Below are 16,716 nucleotides of genomic sequence, written 5' to 3' on the forward strand. Positions count from 1 at the left end.
CGCCGGGAACGAGTCCTTGGCCACCTGCGGGTCGAGGAACTGCTCCTTCACCCGCTCCCAGCCCGGGCTCAGGACCACCACGGCACCCATGACGGCCAGGAACACCACCGTGCTGGCACCGGCGAGCAGCCGGGACCGGCGGGCCTGCCCGCGCCCGTAGGCCAACCTCTCCTGCTGAGCCGCGCTCAGCTCGGGGAAGACCTGCGCGGGCACGGTCACGTCAGGAGAGGACGGGCGCGCCGCCGGCCTGCGAGAGCCACTCGTCGACCAGGGCCTCGAGGGTGCCGTCGGCCCGCAGCTCGTCGACCGCCGCGCTCACGCACGCGGTGAGCGGGCTGCCCTTGTCGAGGACCAGGCCGAACTGCTCCTGCTCCCCGCTCCCGCTGGGCAGCTGCCCGACGATCTTGCCGTTCGAGAGCTCCGCCGCCGTGATGTAGAAGGCGGTCGGCAGGTCGGTGACGATCGCGTCGACCTGGCCGTTCTCCAGCGCCTGCTTGGCGTCGTCGTTGGAGTTGTAGACGGCCGGCTTCTGGTCGGGGTCGATCGTGGAGATGATCGCGTCGTACGACGTCGTGCCCACCTGGGCGCCGATCTTGAGGCCCTTGAGGTCGGCCAGGCTGGTCGCCTTGGCGGCCTTCGACTTACCGGTGGTCACCACCGCCTGGGTCACGTCGTAGTACGGCGAGGAGAAGTCGACCGCCTGCTTGCGCTCCTCGGTGATCGAGAACTGGTTGATGTCGAAGTCCCAGTCCTTGGGGCCGGGCGCGATCGCGGCGTCGAACTTGGTGCTGGTCCAGGTGACCTCGTCCGGCGTGAAGCCGAGCTGCTCCGCGACGGCGGCCGCGACCGCCCCCTCGTAGCCCTTGCCGTTGGACGGGTCGTCGTCGACGAACCACGGCGGGTAGGCCGGCTTGTCTGTCGTGATCGTCAACGTGTCGGGCGTGTGCGTCTCGAGGGACTCCTTGGCGCACGCGTCCTCGGTCGGGCTGGCGGCGGACGAACTGCCCGAGTCCTTCGGGGTGGTCGACGAGTCGTCGTCCTCGGGGGCGCAGGCGGTGGACAGGAGGGCGATCGCCATGCCGGCAGCCAGGACCACGTGGGCAGGGCGGGACAGACGTGGGGTCATGGCGCGATCGTAGGTGCGCGGCGTCACGGCGCGCAGGGCGTCCAGCCGGTGGGCAGGTGACCACCTTCCGTGCGAAACGCACATTGCGCAAAAACCGGTCACGTCCCCGCGAGACGTGCCGCGCTCGGGCACGGTTCGCAGCATGACCCGAACCGCCGTCGTCAGCTCGCCGTCAGCCCGACCCGCGCACCCCCGTCGCCTCGCCCTCGTCGGGGTGGTCGGCTTGACCGCGGCCGCCCTCGTCGTGGGGCCGGCGCTGGTGGCCCAGGCCGGTGGTCCCGGCCGCTGGACCACGCTGTCGACCGGCAGCATGACCTCGATCGACCGGGCCGACCTGGCCCGGACGCCGGACGGCCGGCTCCAGGTGGCCTACAGCTACCGGACGGCCGCCGGCGAGGACCAGATCGGCCACCTGGCCGTGTCCGCGACCGGCGCCACCGCCGTGGGAAGCCATCCCGTGGGACCGGCCCTCGGCAGCCTGGTCAACGACCCGCAGGTGGTGCAGGGCCCGGGGTCCGAGCTGCGCCTGGTCTACTCGGGCATCGGCACCGGCTTCGCCGGTGAGCTGTTCAGCTCGGTCAGCCTCGACGGCGGGGCTGCCTTCGGGGCGCCGGGCCGCATCGGCACCGAGAAGACGGCCTACGCGTCCTCGGGCACCAGCGCGGTCGTCGCCGGCGGGACGCTGTGGTCGTCCTGGGCCACCACGGACACGCTGTACCTGCACCAGGGCATCAGCGACGCGGTCCCCGACGTCTCGTTCGACAACCCGTCGACGCCGGGCGGGTCCGTGTGCTGCGCCTACTTCACCACGCTGGCCCGCGACGCGGCGAACGAGTCGGTGTGGCTGGCGTGGTACTCGAACTCGTCGCAGCAGGGCACCTTCGTCCGGCAGGTCTCGCCCGCGCTCGGGGCCATCGCCAAGGTGCCCGGCTCGACGGTGCAGTTCGGCGGCGCGACCAACAGCCTGGCGCCCGACCAGGCCGTCGCGCTGACCGGCCGTTCGGGTGCCGGCGGGACGTACACCGCGATCTGTAAGGGGTACCCGACCTGCGGCAGCGTCTCGGTGTGGAAGGTCGGCTCGTCGAGCACCCTCGCCGTCCCGGGATCCAAGGACGCCAAGCGGATCGGCGTCGCCGCCGCACCCGGGGGCCGGCTCTGGGTGTTCTGGTGGGCGTCCGGCACCCGCACGGTGAAGGCGGTGCGCACCAACGCGGCGGTGACGAAGTTCGGCGCCGTGCGGTCGGTGCGCCTCCCGGCCGTCGGCACGGTCTGGAACACGGTGGGGGATGCCGCCAACGGGCGGCTCGACCTCGTCGTCAGCTTCGACCCGGAGGCCAGCGGCGGGCCCCGGCTGCTGCACACCCAGGTGCTGCCCGGGCTCAAGGTCGCGGCGTCGCCCAGGAAGTGGGACAACGCCGGCGCCAAGAGCGTGACCTTCACGGTCAGCGACGCCGGGCTGCCGGTCAAGGGAGCCAAGGTCAAGGTCGGCAGCCGGTCGGACACGACCGACGCCAAGGGCAAGGTGACGCTGACCTTCCCGGCCGGCTTCGACACCGGCCGGAAGAAGGCGGTCGCGACCCGCACCGGCTACTTCCGCGGTGTGGTCACCCTGCGCATCACCTGACGGCACAGGGGCGGCGGATAGGCTGGCCGGGATACCCCGCCGATCCCCGCAGGAGTGCCCGGATGGCCCGCGTCGTCGTCGACGTCATGCTCAAGCCCGAGATCCTCGACCCCCAGGGCAAGGCGGTGGCACAAGCGCTGCCCCGGCTCGGCTTCGACGGCATCAGCGGGGTGCGCCAGGGCAAGCGGTTCGAGCTGGACGTCGAGGGTGACGTCACCGAGGAAAGGCTGGCCCAGATCCGTTCGGCGGCCGAGACGCTGCTGTCCAACCCGGTCATCGAGGACTTCACCGTCCATGTCGAGGAGCCGGGCGGCGGGGCGCACCGATGAAGGTCGGGGTCGTCAGCTTCCCGGGATCGCTGGACGACGGCGACGCGGCCCGCGCGGTGCGGCTGGCCGGCGCCGAGGCCGTCCGGCTCTGGCACGGCGACGACACGCTGCGTGACGTCGACGCGGTCGTCCTGCCCGGCGGCTTCTCCTACGGCGACTACCTGCGCTGCGGGGCGATCGCCCGGTTCGCGCCGGTGATGGCGCCGCTGGTCGACGCGGCCCGCGGCGGGCTGCCGGTCCTGGGCATCTGCAACGGCTTCCAGGTGCTGTGCGAGTCGCACCTGCTTCCCGGGGCGCTGATCCGCAACGACCACCGCAAGTTCAACTGCGTCGACCAGGAGCTCGAGGTCGCGAACGCCGCGACGGCCTGGACCAGCGGCTACTCGGCCGGCCAGCGCGTCGTCGTACCGCTCAAGAACGGCGAGGGCGGCTACGTAGCGGACGACGCGACGCTGGACCGCCTCGAGGCCGAGGGCCGGGTCGTCGTTCGGTACGTCGGCGACAACCCCAACGGGTCCTACCGGTCGATCGCGGGGATCACCAACGAGCGCGGCAACGTGGTGGGCCTGATGCCGCATCCGGAGCACGCGGTCGAGGAGCTCACCGGGCCGTCGACCGACGGGCTGACGTTCTTCACCTCGGTGCTGTCGGCCGCGGTGTCAGCATGACCGCCGAGACGGTGTCCGAAACGGTGAAGCAGGCCGAGGCGACGCCGGAGGTCGAGCAGCCCTACCGCGAGCTCGGCCTCGAGGACGACGAGTACGCCCGGATCCGGGAGATCCTCGGCCGCCGCCCGACGTCGTCGGAGCTGGCGATGTACTCGGTGATGTGGAGCGAGCACTGCTCCTACAAGTCGAGCAAGGTGCACCTCAGGCAGTTCAGTCGGACGGCATCGGAAGGCTCCGTTGGGTCTTCAGCGCTGCTAGTCGGCATCGGCGAGAACGCGGGCGTCGTCGACATCGGCGACGGCTGGGCGGTGACCTTCAAGGTCGAGTCGCACAACCACCCGAGCTACGTCGAGCCCTACCAGGGAGCGGCCACCGGGGTCGGCGGCATCGTGCGCGACATCATGTCGATGGGTGCCCGCCCGGTCGCCGTGATGGACCCGCTGCGCTTCGGCCCCGCGGACGCGGAGGACACCCGCCGGGTACTGCCCGGTGTCGTCGCCGGCATCGGCGGCTACGGCAACTGCCTCGGGCTGCCCAACGTCGGCGGCGAGGTCGTCTTCGACCCGTCCTACGCCGGCAACCCGCTGGTCAACGCGCTCTGCGCCGGTGTCATGCGCCACGACCAGATCAAGCTCGCGCACGCCTCGGGCGCCGGCAACCTGGTGGTGCTCTTCGGCGCGGCCACCGGCGGCGACGGGATCGGCGGCGTCTCCGTCCTCGCCTCGGAGACGTTCGACGAGGCGCATCCCACCAAGCGGCCTGCCGTCCAGGTCGGTGACCCCTTCATGGAGAAGGTGCTCATCGAGTGCTGCCTCGACCTCTTCGCCGCAGACCTGGTCGTCGGCATCCAGGACCTCGGTGGCGCCGGGCTGTCCTGCGCGACCTCGGAGCTGGCGTCCAACGGTGACGGCGGCATGACGGTCTGGCTGGACCGGGTGCCGCTGCGTGACTCCTCGCTGCGCCCCGAGGAGATCCTGATGAGCGAGTCGCAGGAGCGCATGTGCGCGGTCGTCGAGCCGGCGAAGATCGACGCGTTCCTCGGGATCTGCGCCCGCTGGGACGTGCTCGCCACGGTCATCGGCGAGGTCGACGGCAGCGGCCGGCTGACCGTGCAGTGGCACGGCGAGACGATCGTCGACGTGCCGCCGCGGACCGTCGCGCACGAGGGCCCGGTCTACGAGCGGCCCTACGTGCGGCCGTCCTGGCAGGACGCGCTGCAGGCCGACGACCCGTCGTCGCTGCCGCGGCCGGCGACGGCTGACGAGCTGCGCGCGACCGTGCTGCGGATGGTCGCGTCGCCCAACCTGGCGTCGAAGTCGTGGGTGACCGACCAGTACGACAGGTACGTCCTCGGCAACACCGTCCTCGCCCAGCCCGAGGACTCCGGTGTCGTGCGCGTCGACGAGTCGAGCAACCTCGGCATCGCGCTGGCCACCGACGGCAACGGCCGCTTCGCCAAGCTGGACCCCTACGCCGGCGCGCAGCTCGCGCTGTCGGAGGCCTACCGCAACGTGGCCGTCACCGGCGCCCGGCCGCTCGCCGTGACCGACTGCCTCAACTTCGGCTCGCCCGAGGACCCGGACGTGATGTGGCAGTTCGCCGAGGCGACCCGCGGGTTGGCCGACGGCTGCCTCGAGCTCGGCGTGCCGGTGACCGGCGGCAACGTCAGCTTCTACAACCAGACCGGCGACGTCGCGATCAACCCGACGCCGGTGGTCGGCGTCCTCGGCGTCCTGGCCGACGTGCGCCGCCGGGTGCCGATGGGCTTCGCCGCCGCGGACGAGGTCGTGGTGCTGCTCGGCGAGACGCGCGACGAGCTGGCCGGCTCGGAGTGGGCGCACGAGGTGCACGGCCACCTCGGCGGGCTGCCTCCCCGGGTCGACCTGGCGGCCGAGCAGGCGCTCGCCTCGCTGATGGCCGACGTCGCGGCCGGGGGCATCGTGACCGCGGCGCACGACGTGTCGGACGGTGGCCTCGCGCAGACCCTGGTCGAGATGGCGCTGCGCCGCGGGGTCGGTGCGACGGTGTCCCTAGGGGAGGTCGCCGGCGGAGACGCGTTCGTCGCGCTCTTCGCCGAGTCGGTAGCGCGGGCTGTCGTGACGGTGCCCGCGGACCGGGTCGCCGACCTCGAGTCGTCGGCAGCGACGTACGGCGTCAGGGTGACCCGGCTCGGGACCACCGGTCGTGACACGCTCGTGCTCGGCGAGCTCGACCTGCCGGTCGGCGAGCTGCGCGCCGCGTCCGAGCGCACGCTGCCGGCGCTCTTCGGCTAGCGACGGGCCTCGCGGACCGCCCATGCCACGGCGGCGGCGGTGAGGAGGACGGCCACCGGGGTGCTCGGGAAGCGGCTCAGCGGACCGTCAGTGCGTCGGCCGAGCACGCCGCCGTCGGCCTGGAAGGACAGCACCGACAGGTTGCACTGCGCCGACAGCAGCGACAGCTCGCTCTGCCACGACCCGACCGAGAAGAGCGACATCGCCGACCCGACGCTCCCGACGCAGCCGAAGGACCCGATGCTGCCGATCGACAGCACCGACCCGCTCGAGTTGACCGAGAGCACCGACCGGGTGGACCCGACCGAGAGGATCGACCGGGCGGACCGGCGCGACCGCCACGAGCGCTGCGAGTGCTGCGAGTGCTGCGAGTGCTGCGAGTGCCCAGGGTTGCGTCTCATGGAGCAGGCGGCTGGTCGCGAACCAACACCTCCCCCCTGGAAGGGGGGCGCTCTAGCCGGTTGAGCTACGCCTGCAGGTGCGCGCTCACCCTATGCGCCGGAGCCTGACTAGGGTCGGGCGGGTGGCCGTCCCGACCCCGCAGCAGTTCCACGACCGAGTGCTTGCGCAGGCCGACCCGCAGCGGCGGCTGCAGGTGCCGGAACAGGCCTGGTGGGAGATCTTCCCCTTCGAGCCCGACTCCCTCGTGGTCAAGCCGCTCGACCCGCTGACGCTGCCCGAGCCGCCCCGGGCCGGCGAGGGCGGCGTCGGCTGCGCGCGGTGCGCCGACCCGGACGCCGACGCCGTCTGGGCGAACGAGCGGTGGACGCTGGTCGCGTTCGGTGAGCCGCGGCTGCCGCTGTCGGTCATGGTGATGCCCCGCGAGCACCTCGACTTCGGCGATCTGGGCGACCCGATGGCTGCCGAGCTGGGCGTCATCTCGGCCCGGGTCGCGCGAGCGGTCGAGGCGCTCGACGGCATCGGCCGGATGCACGTCTACAAGATCGGCGACGGCGGCGCGCACCTGCACCAGTTCCTGCTCGCGCGGCCGGCCGGGATGCTGCAGCTGCGCGGCTCATGCCTGACGCTCTGGGAAGAGATGCTGCCGGTCGTCCCGCCGGACGAGTCGGCGGCGGTGCTGCGGGTCGCGGTCGGCGCGCTCGAGGACTTGGGCAAGGGCCGGCTGTAGCGGTGGCCGGACCACGTCGCCGGGTCGACCCCGAGCACGGCCGCGCGGCCCTCGCCAGGGTGCTCGAGCCGCACACCATGGAGCCGGCCGACGTCCGCGACGCGGTGCGCTTCCTGCTCGAGGAGCTGGCCGCGCAGGCGCCCGGCAGGTCGGTCGAGGTCCGGGTGCCGCCGCACGGCGCGGTCCAGTGCGTCCCCGGGCCGCAGCACACCCGGGGCACGCCGCCCAACGTCGTCGAGACCGACGCCATGACCTGGGTCGCGCTCGCCACCGGCGACCTCGGCTGGGCCGACGCGATGGCCGAGGGTCGGGTCCAGGCGAGTGGCGAACGCGCCGACCTCTCCGGATTCCTGCCGGTCGTCTGACACCCTGGCCGGGTGCGCGCCCCACGTCGTCCGGCCTCGCGTCGTCCGGCCACCCGCCCCAGCACCGCACGGCGCACCCGCGCGCAGGCCGCTGTCGCCGCCGTGGCCGCGGCCGTGCTCGTCGCGCCGCTGACGCTCGCCGCCGGCTCGGCCGCCGCCGACGACGCCGCCGACGACGCCGCCCTGCCGGTGACGACGACCAGCGAGGTCGTCGGCACCTCGGTGCGGGGGCTTCCCATGACGGTGGTGCACCGGACCACTGAGGGCGCGACCCGTCGGGTGCTGGTCATCGGCAGCATCCACGGCGACGAGCGGGCCGGGATGCGGGTCGTCCGGGCGCTCCGCGACCGGGTCGACCTCCCCGACCAGCTCGACCTGTGGCTGGCGCGCACGGTCAACCCGGACGGCACCGCGGCCGACCGCCGGACCAACGACCACGGCGTCGACCTCAACCGCAACTTCCCCTACAACTGGCACACCAGCAGCCGGGACGAGACGTGGTCGGGCCCGCGGCCTCTCTCGGAGCCGGAGTCCGTGGCGCTGCGCGACCTGGTCCGACGGCTCGACCCGTGGCTGGTCATCACCTTCCACCAGCCCCTGTTCGGGGTCGGCGTCAACGACAAGGGCTACCGGACAGTCAAGGCGCTGGCGGCCGGCATGCGGCTCCCGCTCGAGGACTTCGTGTGCACGGGCATCTGCTACGGCACGTTCACCCAGTGGGTGAACAACCGCACCGACGGGCTGGCCGTGACGGTGGAGTTCGGCCATCGGGTGCGGGACTGGCGGATCCGGGCAGCCGCCCGCACCGTCGTCGACGTCGGTGCGGGCGGCTGAGCCGGTCTACACGTAGGCGCAGGTGGCGTCCGGGTTCCTGTCCTCGAGCGCGGCTGCCCTTCGGGGAAGCCGACGTACGGGCGCAATGTGCGCAAAGCCGGGCTCCGGACGACGGTTTCGGACACGAAATGGCGACTTCGCGACGGAATCCGCACTCCGGAACAGTGATCCTTCGCTAGCGTTCGAGCCCTCCGAGGGGTCGAGGAGGTGTGCGTGAGGGAGGCCAGTCGGGCCGCGCCCGCGGCTGCGCCTGCGGTGCGCCTCGTCGGCCTGCGCAAGGTCTTCGGGTCGGGCGCCGGATCGGTGGTGGCGGTCGACTCGGTCGACCTCGACGTCGGCGACGGGGAGTTCTTCGCGATGCTCGGGCCCTCCGGCTCCGGCAAGACCACCGTGCTGCGGATGATCGCCGGCTTCGAGACCCCGACCGCCGGCCGGATCCACCTCGGCGGCCGCGACGTGACCGCGGACCCGCCCTTCGACCGCGACGTCAACACGGTCTTCCAGGACTACGCGCTGTTCCCGCACATGTCGGTCCTCGACAACGTCGCCTACGGCCTGATGGTCAAGGGCGTCGGCAGGTCGTCGCGCCGGGCCCAGGCGCGCGAGGCGCTGGCGACGATGCGGCTGGCCGGCATGGACGACCGGCGGCCCGGCCAGCTGTCCGGCGGCCAGCGGCAGCGGGTCGCCCTGGCGCGCGCGCTCGTCAACCACCCCAAGGTCCTCCTGCTCGACGAGCCGCTCGGCGCCCTCGACCTCAAGCTGCGCGAGCAGATGCAGGTCGAGCTCAAGTCGATCCAGCGCGAGGTCGGCGTGACCTTCCTGTTCGTGACCCACGACCAGGAGGAGGCGCTGACCATGAGCGACCGGATCGCCGTCTTCAACGAGGGCGGCGTCGAGCAGGTCGGCACCCCCACCGAGGTATACGAGCACCCGGCGACGCCGTTCGTCGCCGGCTTCGTCGGCACCTCGAACCTCATCTCCGGTGCGGCCTCGGGCGAGCTGCTCGGGGAGGACGGCACGTTCAGCATCCGGCCGGAGAAGATCACGCTGCGTCCGGGGGAGGCTGCCGAGGGGTCGGCCGGCGGCGAGGTCGTCGCCGGGGGTGAGGTCCACGAGGTCGTCTATGCCGGTCCGTCGACGCGGTACGTCGTCAGGCTGGACGCCGGGCCCGAGCTCGTGGCGCTGCAGCAGAACACCGGACCCGCGTCCGGCCGGCCGGTCGCCCCTCGGGGCAGCCGGGTCCGGCTGGGCTTCGCGCGGGAGAACGTCTACCGCGTACGGGGCGCAACCAGAGAGGAAGGGAACTGATGACCCGAACCAAGCTGCTCGCGATCACCGCAGCAGCCCTGATCGCGCTCACGGCGTGCGGCGGGGACGACGGAGGGGACGACTCGGCGGGCGGAGGCGGCTCCGGCACCGACACCACGGACCAGGGGTTCACGCCGCCGGACCTGAAGGCACTGACCGAGCTCGGGGAGCCCGAGGGCGAGGTCAACATCGTCGCCTGGGCCGGCTACGTCGAGGACGGCAGCACCGACCCGGCTGTCGACTGGGTGACGCCGTTCGAGGAGGAGACCGGCTGCCAGGTCAACGTCAAGACCGCGCCGACTTCCGACGACATGGTCAACCTGATGAAGACCGGGCAGTACGACGTCGTGTCGGCGTCCGGGGACGCGTCGCTGCGGCTGATCGCGTCCGGCGACGTCGAGCCGGTCAACACCGACCTGGTGCCCAACTACGCCGACGTCTTCGAGGCGCTGAAGATGCAGCCGTGGAACAGCGTCGACGGTGTGGCCTACGGCATCCCGCACGGGCGCGGCGCCAACCTGCTGATGTACAACACCGAGGTCGTGTCGCCGGCGCCCGACTCGTGGTCGGCCGTCTTCGACGACGCGTCGGCCAACTCGGGCAAGGTAACGGCGTACGACTCGCCGATCTACATCGCCGACGCCGCCGTCTACCTGATGGCGACCCAGCCGGACCTCGGCATCAAGAACCCCTACGCGCTCGACGACAAGCAGTTCCAGGCCGCGGTCGACCTGCTCAAGGAGCAGAACGCCCACATCGGCGAGTACTGGTCGGACTACACGAAGGAGATCCAGGCCTTCAAGAACGGCGACTCCGTCGTCGGCACCACCTGGCAGATCATCGTGAACCTCGCCCAGGCCGACAAGGCGAAGGTCGAGGCCGTCCTGCCCGAGGAAGGCGCGACCGGGTGGTCCGACACCTGGATGGTGGCCACCAAGAGCGAGCACAAGACGTGCGCCTACCTGTGGATGGACCACATCGTCTCTCCGACGGCGAACGCCCAGGTCGCGGAGTGGTTCGGCGAGGCCCCGGCCAACGAGAAGTCGTGCGCCGAGACAGCGGACGAGGACCACTGCGACACCTTCCACGCCTCCGACGAGGCCTACTTCGACCAGGTCTGGTACTGGAACACGCCGATCAGCCAGTGCCTGGACGGGCGCACCAAGGTCCAGTGCAAGGACTACGGCGACTGGACGACGGCCTGGCAGGAGATCAAGGGCTAGTCGTCGCATGAGCCAGCAGGTCGCTCGGCAGCCGTCGCTCGCGCGGCGGCTGTCGGGCGTCCTGCACCGGCACCCGGTGCTGCGGCTGAGCCTGCTGCTCGTCGCACCGATCCTCGTGCTGGTGGTGGTCTACCTCGGGTCGCTCGCGGTGCTGCTGGTCTCGGCGTTCTGGACCACGGACGACTTCACCGGCGAGATCGTGCACGAGGCGACGCTGGACAACTTCCGCTCGATCTTCACGACCGGGGTCTACCGCACCGTCACGCTGCGCACGATCGGCGTCGCCGCGGCGGTCACCGTGATCTGCGCGGTGCTGGCCTTCCCGATGGCGCTCTTCATGGCCAAGGTCGCCTCGCCCCGGTCGCGTCGGGTGCTGGTGGTCCTGGTCCTCACGCCGCTGTGGGCCAGCTACCTGGTCAAGGCCTACGCCTGGCGTGCGATGCTCGCCGGCGAGGGGGTCGTCAACTGGGCGCTCGCGCCCTTCGGGCTGACAGGTCCGGGGTTCGGGCTCACCGCGACGGTGATCGTGCTGACCTACCTGTGGCTGCCGTTCATGGTCCTGCCGATCTACGCCGGCATGGAGCGGCTGCCGGACTCGATGCTCGAGGCGTCCTCCGACCTGGGGGCCAAGGCCGGCCGCACCATCCGCTCCGTCGTGGTGCCGCTGGCCTTCCCGGCGGTGGTCGCGGGGGCGATCTTCACCTTCTCGCTGAGCCTCGGCGACTACATCGTGGTGCAGATCGTCGGCGGCAAGAGCCAGCTGATCGGCAACCTGATCCAGGGCAACGCGGGCGCGGCCAACAACCTCCCGCTCGCCGCCGCGCTGGCCGCCGTGCCGATCATGATCATGATTGTGTTCCTGCTCGTCGTCCGGCGCACCGGCGCCCTCGACAACTTGTGAGGGGGGCGAGGTGATCCTGTCCCGAGGGGCGCGCGCCGCCCTGGCCGCGGTCATGGCGCTCGGTCTGGCCTTCGTCTACATCCCCTTGCTGGTGGTGCTGATCTCCTCGTTCAACACCGACCGGACCTTCGGCTGGCCGCCGTCGGGCTTCACCCTGGAGTGGTGGCAGCGGGCCTGGCACAACGAGGGGGCCAGGCAGGCGCTGATCACCTCGGTGAAGGCCGGGCTCGGCGCCACGGCGATCGCCCTGGTGCTGGGGTCGATGGCGGCCTTCGCCGTCGCGCGCTACCGGTTCTTCGGCCGTGAGGTGGTCTCGATCCTCGTCGTGCTGCCGATCGCGCTGCCCGGCATCGTCACCGGCATCGCCCTGTCCAACGCGATCACCACGTCGCTGGAGCCCCTGGGCGTCGAGTTCGGCCTGTTCACCGTCATCGTGGGCCACGCCACGTTCTGCGTCGTGCTGGTCTTCAACAACGTGCTCGCCCGGCTGCGGCGCGCCGGCGGCTCGCTCGAGGAGGCGTCGATGGACCTGGGGGCCGGCGTCTTCACGACCTTCCGGCACGTGACCTTCCCCGCGATCCGATCCGCCCTCGTCGCGGGCGCCCTGCTCGCCTTCGCGCTCTCCTTCGACGAGATCATCGTCACGACCTTCACCGCCGGCGCGAGCGTGCAGACCCTGCCGCTGTGGATCTTCAGCAACCTCGCCCGGCCCAACCAGGCGCCGATCGTCAACGTGGTCGCCGCGGTGCTGATCCTGCTGTCGGTCGTGCCGGTGTGGCTCTCGCAGCGGATCTCCTCGGACGTCGCCGGCGGCCGGCTCTAGCTGTACCCGGCCGACAGGTTGGTCACAGCCGGTCAGCCGAGCACGCGGTCGAGGAACTCGTCGACGGTCGCGCGGACCCGCTCCTGCTGCGGGCCCTCGAGCAGGTCGACGCCGTGCAGGCTGCCCGGCAGCATGAGGACGGTCTCCGGCCCCGGATGCAGGGCGTGCAGCCGCCGGGCGTCGGCGCTGTCGAAGTAGGCGTCCTGCTTGCTGCTGATCTCCAGCAGCGGCCCGCGCCACCTGCGGATGCCGGGGCGGAAGTCCTCGCCCGGCAGCCTCAGCTCGCCGCCGAGCGACAGCACGCCGGCCAGCCGCGGGCGGACCCGGTGCGCCTCCGACATCGCGAGCGCCCCGCCGTACGACGCGCCGGCGAGCACCACCCGGTCGGCTCCGGCGTCCCGCAGCGCCTTGACCGCGAGCACCGGGACCTCCGACCGGGGCTCCTTCCAGTCGTAGAGCGCGACCCGGTACCTCGTGGCGAGCTCCTCGCCGTAGGCCAGCATCATGCAGATGTCGCCGCCGTCCTGCGGGCCGAGCACGACACCGGACGCCCCCTCGCCGAGGACCAGGATGCCGACGCTGTTGCCCTCGCTGGTGGTGGCCCGGACGAACTCGCCCCCGGACTCCGCGGCGCAGGCCGGCCGCTCCGGCAGCGGGAAGCCGTTGGCGTCCGTGGCCCGCGGCGTGGGGCTGGCCGCCGCCGAGGTCGTCGTCGTGGTGGGCGAGGCCGTCCCCGACGCGGTCCCGGGCCCGCCGGCCGCGTCGTCGCCGCCGGCACCTCCGCAGGCCGCCAGCCCCGCCGCCATCGTCGCCGTCACGAGCGCGAGCACCCCTGCCGCCATCCGCATGCGCGGCACGGTACGTCCCCTTGCGGACGGTCAGCGTCCGGAACACACCCTGTTCTTGACCCGGGGCGCCCGACCTAGAGTCGAGACGTGCCGCAGTCGCCGCAGTCGCCGCAGTCGCCGCGGACCGGGCGGAGCCCCCGCTACCTGCGGTTCCTCGGGACCGGGGCGCTCGTCGGCGTGCTGGTCGCCGCCGTGCTGACGGAGCGCCGCGCCGGCCAGGTCGAGCAGCCCTGGGTGCTGTTCGTCTACCTGGCGATCGTCCTGGGCGTGGTCTTCGGCATCCTCGGCGGGCTCGCCGCGGTCGTCCTGGAGTCCCGGCGGGCCCGGCGCCCCTAGACTGATGGTGTGCCACGTGGTGACGGACGGCTCGGACACGACCTGAACCCTGGTGAGAAGGGACCGCAGGACTCCTGCGGGGTCTTCGGCGTCTGGGCCTCCTACTCGGCCGGCGCCGACACCGAGGTCGCCAAGCTCACCTACTTCGGGCTCTACGCCCTGCAGCACCGCGGCCAGGAGTCGGCGGGCATCGCGGTGAGCAACGGCTCGCAGATCCTGGTCTACAAGGACATGGGCCTGGTGGCGCAGGTCTTCGACGAGGGCCATCTCGGCGCGCTGCGCGGCCACCTCGCGATCGGCCACACCCGCTACAGCACGACAGGGTCCAGCGTGTGGGAGAACGCGCAGCCGACCTTCCGGTCCACGGCGGCCGGCTCGATCGCCTTGGGCCACAACGGGAACCTCACCAACACCCGCGAGCTGCTCGACCTCGTCGAGAAGCGTGCCGCCGAGAGCGGCCAGCTGCCCTACGAGGGCGCCGCGCCGACCAAGGACGAGACCCGGCGCTGGCGCGAGGGCATGCGGGGCCACGCCGCCCTGCACAGCACCACCGACACCGAGATCGTCACGGCGCTGCTCGCGTCCTACCCCGACCTCTCCCTCGAGCAGGCCGCGATGCAGGTGCTGCCTCAGCTCCGCGGCGCGTTCTCGCTGGTGTTCATGGACGAGGAGACGCTGTACGCCGCCCGCGACCCGCAGGGGATCCGCCCGCTGGTGCTCGGCCGGCTGGACCGCGGCTGGGTCGTGGCCAGCGAGACGGCCGCCCTTGACATCGTCGGCGCAGCACAGGTCCGCGAGATCGAGCCGGGCGAGCTGGTGGCCATCGACGAGCACGGGCTGCGTACCCAGCGCTTCGCCGAGGCCGAGCCCAAGGGCTGCCTGTTCGAGTACGTCTACCTGGCCCGGCCGGACACCCGCATCGCCGGCCGCTCGGTGCACGCGACCCGGGTCGCGGTCGGTCGGGCGCTTGCCGTCGAGGCGCCCGCCGAGGCGGACCTGGTGATCCCGGTCCCCGAGTCCGGCACCCCAGCAGCGGTCGGCTACTCGCAGGGGTCGGGCATCCCGTACGGCCTCGGCCTGGTGAAGAACTCCTACGTCGGCCGCACGTTCATCCAGCCCTCGCAGACCATCCGGCAGCTCGGCATCCGGCTGAAGCTGAACCCGCTGCGCGAGGTCATCGCCGGCCAGCGGCTGGTCGTCGTCGACGACACGATCGTGCGCGGCAACACCCAGCGCGCCCTGGTGCGGATGCTGCGCGAGGCCGGGGCCGCCGAGGTGCACGTCCGCATCTCGGCGCCACCGGTCAAGTGGCCGTGCTTCTACGGCATCGACTTCGCCTCGGCCGGCGAGCTGATCGCCAACGGGCTGACCGTCGACGAGATCTGCGCGTCGATCGGCGCCGACTCGCTCGGCTTCATCTCGCTCGAGGGCCTGGTCGCCGCCACCGAGCAGCCGATGGACAACCTCTGCCGGGCCTGCTTCGACGGCGTCTACCCGGTGGAGCTGCCGGAGCCGGAGCTGCTCGGCAAGCACCTGCTGGAGGTGGAGCCGGTCGGGCCGGCCATCGTCCCCGGCCACGACGCCCTGACCCGCCCATGACGGCGCCGGAGGGCGCGAGCTACGCCGCCGCCGGCGTCGACATCGAGGCGGGCGACCGGGCCGTCGAGCTGATGAAGGCGTGGGTCGCCAAGACGTCGCGACCGGAGGTCGTCGGGGGCATCGGGGGCTTCGCCGGGCTGTTCGACGTGAGTGCCCTGAGGACGTACGACCGCCCGTTGCTGGCGACGTCCACCGACGGGGTGGGCACCAAGGTCTCCATCGCGGCCGCCATGGACAAGCACGACACGATCGGCCACGACCTGGTCGGCATGGTCGTCGACGACCTGGTGGTCTGCGGCGCGGAGCCGCTGTTCATGACCGACTACATCGCCTGCGGTCGCGTCGTGCCCGAGCGGATCGCGGCCGTCGTCAAGGGCATCGCGGAGGGCTGCGTGCTGGCCGGCTGCGCGCTGGTGGGCGGCGAGACGGCCGAGCACCCGGGCCTGATCGGGCCGGACGACTACGACGTGGCGGGGGCCGGCACGGGAGTCGTCGAGGCGGAACGGCTGCTGGGCCCGGAGCGGGTCAGCGCCGGCGACGTGCTGGTGGCGATGCCGTCGAGCGGGCTGCACAGCAACGGCTACTCGCTGGTGCGCCACGTGCTGCTCTCGGAGGCCGGGGCGGGCTGGTCGCTGGGCCGGCACGTCGACGAGCTCGGCCGCACGCTCGGCGAGGAGCTGCTGGAGCCGACGCGGATCTACGCCAAGGACTGCCTGGCGCTTGCCGAGTCGGTCGACGTGCACGCCTTCTCGCACGTCACCGGCGGCGGGCTGGCCGCCAACCTGGCCCGGGTCCTGCCGCCCGGGGTTCGCGCCGACGTCGACCGCTCGTCGTGGACCCCGGGACCGGTCTTCGGGCTGGTCGGCCAGGTCGGCCAGGTCGACCCGGCCGAGCTCGAGCGGACGCTCAACCTCGGGGTAGGCATGGTCGCCGTCGTCGCCCGCGAGGACGCCGACGCGGCGGTCGGCATGCTGCGGCAACGCGGCGTGGACGCCTGGGTCTGCGGCTCGGTCAGGCCGGCCACCTGACCGCCACCGCTGCCTGACCTGGCGCACCTCGCCCCCCCGGTCGTCCCGTTGCCTCGCGTCTCCGGAGGGGATGCGCGGGCACGTAGCCGCGATCCGTCTCCGGAGCAGCTTCCCGCTCCTCCCGGCCGCCCGACCGCCCGGCTGCGGATCGCTCCGTAGGGCCTTCGCGGGCAAGAGACCGCATGTCGTCTCCGGAGCGCAGCGCCTACCAGTCACCGCCTGTGGACGGGTGCGGCGGTGGACCGTCGCATCAGACCAACCTGGTGGGGTGCCACGGCGGTTGGTGATCGGCGCAGAGGCTG

The 16,716-nt window shown here is 72.3% G+C and carries 18 protein-coding genes and 1 tRNA gene; 14 read left to right on the plus strand and 5 right to left on the minus strand.

Features of this window, described 5'->3' with window-relative positions:
- Together VK640_16810 and VK640_16815 are read right to left on the minus strand one after the other, a co-directional pair.
- Positions 1–219: amino acid ABC transporter permease (locus VK640_16810; GenBank protein HTE74840.1), on the minus strand; the 219-nt coding region annotated here is incomplete at its 3' end.
- A gap of 1 nt (position 220) precedes the next feature.
- Entirely contained in the window at positions 221–1,126 is a 906-nt protein-coding gene (locus VK640_16815) for an ABC transporter substrate-binding protein (protein ID HTE74841.1), read from the minus strand.
- A 142-nt stretch (positions 1,127–1,268) separates the two neighbouring features.
- Between VK640_16815 and VK640_16820 the strand changes: the two genes are divergently transcribed.
- The 4 genes from VK640_16820 (at position 1,269) to purL (ending at position 6,020) form a co-directional block, all read left to right on the plus strand.
- The gene (locus VK640_16820) at positions 1,269–2,750 is read left to right on the plus strand and encodes a hypothetical protein (protein HTE74842.1); all 1,482 of its coding nucleotides are present in this window, start codon (positions 1,269–1,271) and stop codon (positions 2,748–2,750) included.
- A 62-nt stretch (positions 2,751–2,812) separates the two neighbouring features.
- Entirely contained in the window at positions 2,813–3,079 is a 267-nt protein-coding gene (gene purS / locus VK640_16825; protein ID HTE74843.1) for a phosphoribosylformylglycinamidine synthase subunit PurS, read from the plus strand.
- Complete coding sequence (gene purQ / locus VK640_16830) at positions 3,076–3,747, plus strand: phosphoribosylformylglycinamidine synthase subunit PurQ (GenBank protein ID HTE74844.1); 672 nt, start codon at positions 3,076–3,078, stop codon at positions 3,745–3,747. The genes purS and purQ overlap by 4 nt, the downstream gene beginning before the upstream one ends.
- Entirely contained in the window at positions 3,744–6,020 is a 2,277-nt protein-coding gene (gene purL, locus VK640_16835) for a phosphoribosylformylglycinamidine synthase subunit PurL (GenBank protein HTE74845.1), read from the plus strand. Before purQ ends, purL begins: the two co-directional genes overlap by 4 nt.
- Here purL and VK640_16840 read toward each other — a convergent pair.
- Positions 6,017–6,421 carry a hypothetical protein gene (locus VK640_16840; GenBank protein ID HTE74846.1) on the minus strand — a complete coding sequence of 135 codons (405 nt, stop codon included), beginning with the start codon at positions 6,419–6,421 and terminating at the stop codon, positions 6,017–6,019. The two genes, purL and VK640_16840, sit on opposite strands and share 4 nt — an antisense overlap.
- A tRNA-Gly gene (locus VK640_16845) sits at positions 6,421–6,496 on the minus strand. Before VK640_16845 ends, VK640_16840 begins: the two co-directional genes overlap by 1 nt.
- A gap of 47 nt (positions 6,497–6,543) precedes the next feature.
- On the opposite strand from VK640_16845, the gene VK640_16850 reads away from it, so the two are divergent.
- From VK640_16850 to VK640_16880, 7 genes are all read left to right on the plus strand, one after another.
- Complete coding sequence (locus tag VK640_16850) at positions 6,544–7,149, plus strand: hypothetical protein (protein ID HTE74847.1); 606 nt, start codon at positions 6,544–6,546, stop codon at positions 7,147–7,149.
- A 2-nt stretch (positions 7,150–7,151) separates the two neighbouring features.
- Entirely contained in the window at positions 7,152–7,514 is a 363-nt protein-coding gene (locus VK640_16855; GenBank protein HTE74848.1) for a sterol carrier family protein, read from the plus strand.
- Positions 7,515–7,526: 12 nt separating this feature from the next.
- The gene (locus tag VK640_16860; GenBank protein ID HTE74849.1) at positions 7,527–8,348 is read left to right on the plus strand and encodes a DUF2817 domain-containing protein; all 822 of its coding nucleotides are present in this window, start codon (positions 7,527–7,529) and stop codon (positions 8,346–8,348) included.
- 213 nt (positions 8,349–8,561) lie between these two features.
- Entirely contained in the window at positions 8,562–9,656 is a 1,095-nt protein-coding gene (locus tag VK640_16865) for an ABC transporter ATP-binding protein (GenBank protein ID HTE74850.1), read from the plus strand.
- Entirely contained in the window at positions 9,656–10,879 is a 1,224-nt protein-coding gene (locus VK640_16870; protein ID HTE74851.1) for an ABC transporter substrate-binding protein, read from the plus strand. The genes VK640_16865 and VK640_16870 overlap by 1 nt, the downstream gene beginning before the upstream one ends.
- 7 nt (positions 10,880–10,886) lie before the next feature.
- Positions 10,887–11,780 carry an ABC transporter permease gene (locus VK640_16875; protein HTE74852.1) on the plus strand — a complete coding sequence of 298 codons (894 nt, stop codon included), beginning with the start codon at positions 10,887–10,889 and terminating at the stop codon, positions 11,778–11,780.
- Between the two features lie 10 nt (positions 11,781–11,790).
- Positions 11,791–12,603 (plus strand): ABC transporter permease, encoded by an 813-nt coding sequence (locus tag VK640_16880; protein ID HTE74853.1) that lies wholly within the window; start codon positions 11,791–11,793, stop codon positions 12,601–12,603.
- A gap of 32 nt (positions 12,604–12,635) precedes the next feature.
- Here the strand turns inward: VK640_16880 and VK640_16885 are convergent, their stop codons facing one another.
- The gene (locus VK640_16885) at positions 12,636–13,460 is read right to left on the minus strand and encodes a hypothetical protein (GenBank protein ID HTE74854.1); all 825 of its coding nucleotides are present in this window, start codon (positions 13,458–13,460) and stop codon (positions 12,636–12,638) included.
- Positions 13,461–13,538: 78 nt separating this feature from the next.
- On the opposite strand from VK640_16885, the gene VK640_16890 reads away from it, so the two are divergent.
- From VK640_16890 to purM, 3 genes are read left to right on the plus strand one after another with little or no spacing between them, the layout of a single operon-like run.
- Positions 13,539–13,787: a hypothetical protein gene (locus VK640_16890; protein HTE74855.1), complete on the plus strand. Its 249-nt coding sequence runs from the start codon at positions 13,539–13,541 to the stop codon at positions 13,785–13,787.
- A gap of 9 nt (positions 13,788–13,796) precedes the next feature.
- Complete coding sequence (gene purF, locus VK640_16895; GenBank protein ID HTE74856.1) at positions 13,797–15,386, plus strand: amidophosphoribosyltransferase; 1,590 nt, start codon at positions 13,797–13,799, stop codon at positions 15,384–15,386.
- A complete protein-coding gene (purM, locus tag VK640_16900) occupies positions 15,383–16,414 on the plus strand; it encodes a phosphoribosylformylglycinamidine cyclo-ligase (GenBank protein HTE74857.1) in 1,032 nt (343 codons plus the stop codon). The genes purF and purM overlap by 4 nt, the downstream gene beginning before the upstream one ends.
- Positions 16,415–16,716: the final 302 nt, after the last annotated feature.

It is taken from the genome of Actinomycetes bacterium (assembly GCA_035489715.1).
In the GTDB taxonomy this organism is placed as follows: domain Bacteria; phylum Actinomycetota; class Actinomycetes; order JACCUZ01; family JACCUZ01; genus DATHAP01.

What these genes read in the sequence shown, in the direction of transcription:
- VK640_16815 (HTE74841.1), bottom strand. Translation starts at nt 1,126, where the DNA reads ATGACCCCACGTCTGTCCCGCCCTGCCCACGTGGTCCTGGCTGCCGGC.
- VK640_16820 (HTE74842.1), top strand. Translation starts at nt 1,269, where the DNA reads ATGACCCGAACCGCCGTCGTCAGCTCGCCGTCAGCCCGACCCGCGCAC.
- purS (HTE74843.1), top strand. Translation starts at nt 2,813, where the DNA reads ATGGCCCGCGTCGTCGTCGACGTCATGCTCAAGCCCGAGATCCTCGAC.
- purQ (HTE74844.1), top strand. Translation starts at nt 3,076, where the DNA reads ATGAAGGTCGGGGTCGTCAGCTTCCCGGGATCGCTGGACGACGGCGAC.
- purL (HTE74845.1), top strand. Translation starts at nt 3,744, where the DNA reads ATGACCGCCGAGACGGTGTCCGAAACGGTGAAGCAGGCCGAGGCGACG.
- VK640_16840 (HTE74846.1), bottom strand. Translation starts at nt 6,421, where the DNA reads ATGAGACGCAACCCTGGGCACTCGCAGCACTCGCAGCACTCGCAGCAC.
- VK640_16870 (HTE74851.1), top strand. Translation starts at nt 9,656, where the DNA reads ATGACCCGAACCAAGCTGCTCGCGATCACCGCAGCAGCCCTGATCGCG.
- VK640_16875 (HTE74852.1), top strand. Translation starts at nt 10,887, where the DNA reads ATGAGCCAGCAGGTCGCTCGGCAGCCGTCGCTCGCGCGGCGGCTGTCG.
- purM (HTE74857.1), top strand. Translation starts at nt 15,383, where the DNA reads ATGACGGCGCCGGAGGGCGCGAGCTACGCCGCCGCCGGCGTCGACATC.